This window comes from Paraburkholderia humisilvae (genome assembly GCF_902859855.1).
Classification (GTDB): Bacteria; Pseudomonadota; Gammaproteobacteria; order Burkholderiales; family Burkholderiaceae; genus Paraburkholderia; species Paraburkholderia humisilvae.
The window spans coordinates 1-793 of sequence record NZ_CADIKH010000427.1; the positions used below are offsets into that span (position 1 = coordinate 1).

The window sequence follows — 793 nt, forward strand, 5'->3', positions numbered from 1 at the left end:
AATCGCCAGGCGGTGACCGCGTCGCGCAGGGCGGTTTCGAGACGTTCGCACTGTGCAAGCCGGTCTTCAATGGTGCGCCGATGCTCCTCGAAGGCAAGCTGCTGGCAGGTGGTGGGAAAGGAGCAACGGCCGAGCCAGCGCCGATGCGCCGGGCCCCAGTTGGCCGAACCGGTATAGCGAATGCCATGCGCGAGCAGGAAGGATTTGAGCCGCTGGCGGGCCTGACGCAGATCCTCGCGGACAGCGGCCCATGCGCGGGCAAGATCGCGGAATGCCTCGTCCTCGATACCGGGTACGTGGACGGCCGAGAGGTCGCCCGCGCGCAGGGACCGGACCAGCTTGACGGCATCGCGCCGGTCGGTCTTGACCCGCTCGCCGGGTTTGCGGGGGATCAGTGATGGCGCGCAGACCATGCAGTCGAAACCCTTCTGGATGAGCTGCCGGTAGAGAGCGTAGCCGCACGGGCCTGCTTCATAGACGACGCGTACGTGTCGGGCTTTGGACTGCAGGCGGCGGCACAGGCGATCAATGTCAGCGCCTGTGGTACCTTGTTTTGCCGAACAGTTCAACCTCGCCTGCATCGATCGCGTAGGCGGCCGTGATCGAGTCCTTGTGAACGTCGAGTCCGATGTAGATCGTGCTATCGTTGCTCATGCTGGCCCTCCGTTGGGCAAGATCGCCGGGGGCGTGGCCCCGTGCCACGCCCGTGCGGCTCTGGCAGTCATGCTAACCCGCGTTTGATTTCCTGCGGCAGGCCAGCCTCCGCCTCCACGGAAAATCATTCTGACTTACC

General features: G+C 64.9%; 1 pseudogene. It reads right to left on the reverse strand.

Going from position 1 to position 793, the window contains the following annotated elements:
* Positions 1-654, reverse strand: a pseudogene (locus HV796_RS42895) (IS110 family transposase); the annotation flags it as partial.
* Between the last annotated feature and the right edge of the window lie 139 nt (positions 655-793).